The organism is Pedomonas sp. (assembly GCF_036515995.1).
Lineage (GTDB): Bacteria > Pseudomonadota > Alphaproteobacteria > Sphingomonadales > Sphingomonadaceae > Pedomonas.
The window spans coordinates 1-2,679 of sequence record NZ_DATBUP010000146.1 but is presented as its reverse complement, the minus strand read 5'-3'; the positions used below and the strand labels follow the sequence as shown (position 1 = coordinate 2,679).

Genomic DNA, 2,679 nt, shown 5'->3' with positions numbered 1-2,679 from the left:
CTGCGCGTTCGCAATCAAGAAGGTGAGATGGTGCCGTTCTCCGCCTTCACCACGGCGGAGTGGACGGCGGGCCCGCCCCAGCTCAACCGCTACAACGGCTATCCGGCCGTCAACATCTCCGGCTCGGCCGCTGCCGGCTACAGCACGGGCGAGGCGATGGACGAAATGGAGCGGCTGGCAAGCGAACTGCCTCAGGGCTTTGGCTATGAGTGGACCGGCATTTCCTATGAGGAGAAACTGTCTGCCGGGCAGATTCCGGCTCTGCTTAGCCTGTCCATCCTGATCGTGTTCCTGGTGCTGGCGGCGCTGTACGAAAGCTGGTCGATCCCGCTTGCCGTTATCCTCGTGGTGCCGCTGGGCGTACTGGGCGCATTGTCCGCCGCCCTGCTGCGCGGCCTGCCGAACGATGTCTATTTCAACGTGGGCATCATCGCCATCATCGGCCTTGCCGCCAAGAACGCCATTCTGATCGTGGAATTCGCCAAGGACCTGGAGGCGGAGGGCCGCAGCACTCTGAACGCGACCCTTGAGGCGGCGCATCTGCGTTTTCGCCCCATCATCATGACCTCGCTCGCCTTCATCCTCGGTGTGCTGCCGCTGGTCATCAGCACCGGGGCGGGTGCAGCCAGCCGCGTTGCCATCGGCACCGGCGTCATGGGCGGCATGATTGGCGCGACCGTTCTGGGCGTTTTCTTCATTCCCGTTTTCTTCGTGGCAGTGCGCAAATGGCTCGGCCGGAAGAGGAAGCCGGAGAGCGGCAGCACGCCAGCGCCGCCTGCTCAGCGTCCCGCAGCGGAGGACGACCATGCGTAGAGCGTTTGCTTCGTTGCCGCAGGGGCTGAAGCTGGTCCCCGTACTGCTGGCTTTGTCCGCTTGCTCCCTGCAGCCGGACTACAAACAGCCCCCCATGCCGACGACCGCAACCTATGGGCCGGAACTCGGACCGGATGCGGACGGCCCGCTGGCCATCGACGTCGGATGGCGCGATTTCTTTCCAGATACGCGCTTGCAGCGGTTCATCGCGCTGGCGCTCGAAAACAATCGCGATTTGCGCCAGGCCGTCCTGCGGATCGAGGAGGCACGCGCTCAATATCGAATTCAGCGGGCCGAGCAGTTGCCCAACGTGACGATCGACGGCAGCGCGGTCCGTTCCCGCTCCGCCGTGGGGGGAGCAGGCGCGATTCCGGGTGGCGCGCAGGGAGGGGCTGCCACCTTCAACCGCTATCAGATCGGCGTCAACGTCTCTGCGTTCGAGCTTGATTTCTGGGGGCGGGTGCGCAGCCTGAGCGAGGCGGCCCGCGCGGCCTATCTTTCAACCATCGAGGCGCAGCGCGCGTTCATGCTCAGCCTGATTGCAGACGTTGCCACCGTTTATCTTATCGAACGTGAGTTCTCCGAGCGGATCAGGCTGGCCGAGCAGACCGTGCGCAGCCGCCGGGAATCGCTTGAAATCTCTAGGCTGAGGCTGGAGGCGGGTGTAACGTCCGCCCTCGATTACCGCCAGACCGAAACCCTGCTGACGCAGGCGGAGACGGAGCTGGCCAGCCTCCAGCGCCAGCGCGCCCAGAACCGCAACGCGATGCAGGTGCTCATCGGTGGCCCACTGCCGGAAGACTTGCCGCCCCCGCGCCCGCTCAGTAATCAGGGGATCATCGAGAACATCAGCGCGGGTCTGCCCTCGGATCTGCTCGTCAACCGACCCGATATCCTGGCCGCCGAGGAAGAGCTGCGCGCAGCCAATGCCAACATCGGCGCGGCGCGAGCGGCCTTCCTGCCCAGAATCAGCCTGACCGGCTTTTTCGGTTTCGCCAGTACCGAACTGGACCAACTGTTCGGCAACGACGGGGAGAGCTGGTCCTACGGCCCGGCATTGACACTTCCGCTGTTCGACGCCGGCCGCAACGAGGCCAACCTTGATATTGCGGTTGCCCGTCGGAACATTGCCGTCGCCAACTATGAGCTGACGATTCAAAACGCCTTCCGCGAAGTGGCGGATGCACTGGCGGCCCGGCGTTGGCTGGCGGAGCAATTCGCGGCGCAGGAACGCGGGCTTATCGCAGAACGCGACCGCGCTGAACTCGCCGAGCTGCGCTACCGTAATGGGGTGGCAGACTATATCGAGGTGCTGGATGCCCAGCGGCAGCTGTTTGCGGCGGAGCAACTGCTGGTCCAAACACGGCAGGCGCAACTGTCCAACGCCGTTGCTCTTTATGTCGCGCTCGGTGGCGGGTTGCGCGCTGAATCCGCAACGACAGCAACCACGTCGCCGCTCCCGGTGCCTCGCTGAAGGTCATCATGCCGGAAACCGGCCGTCCGGACTGCCAAAGGCCCGGTCCGTTGCCAGCAAGAGCTACGATTCCGACGCCAGTAACCGGAATCGCAGCTTCTCCGGTCCCAAATGTCTGGATTAATCGCGCGCGAGTCTCCGCGCGAGGCAAAATCGGAACCGCTTACGGCCCGATCTAGTGGATCAATCACGCTCCTTCAGGTGCTGCCGATTTCTGCTAACATATTGATTTTTCGCCTCTCTGCGTTGCGTTTCGCAAAAAGTTCAAAAAGTTTGCCTGTTGTCGTTGACTCTTGGTTTGGTTGGGGCCATAAGCCGCCTCCCGACGCGGTGACGCCCTCACCGGGACGGACGGAGCGGCTCTCGGGCCTGACCGGACGGACTGGATGAGG

Annotated in this window: 2 protein-coding genes; both read left to right on the top strand. The window is 63.7% G+C overall.

The window, feature by feature from the left end:
* The coding region (locus VIG90_RS11550; protein ID WP_331593669.1) for an efflux RND transporter permease subunit at positions 1–813 on the top strand (813 nt) is incomplete at its 5' end.
* Entirely contained in the window at positions 806–2,287 is a 1,482-nt protein-coding gene (locus VIG90_RS11545) for an efflux transporter outer membrane subunit (protein WP_331593668.1), read from the top strand. The genes VIG90_RS11550 and VIG90_RS11545, both read left to right, overlap by 8 nt.
* Positions 2,288–2,679 lie beyond the last annotated feature (392 nt).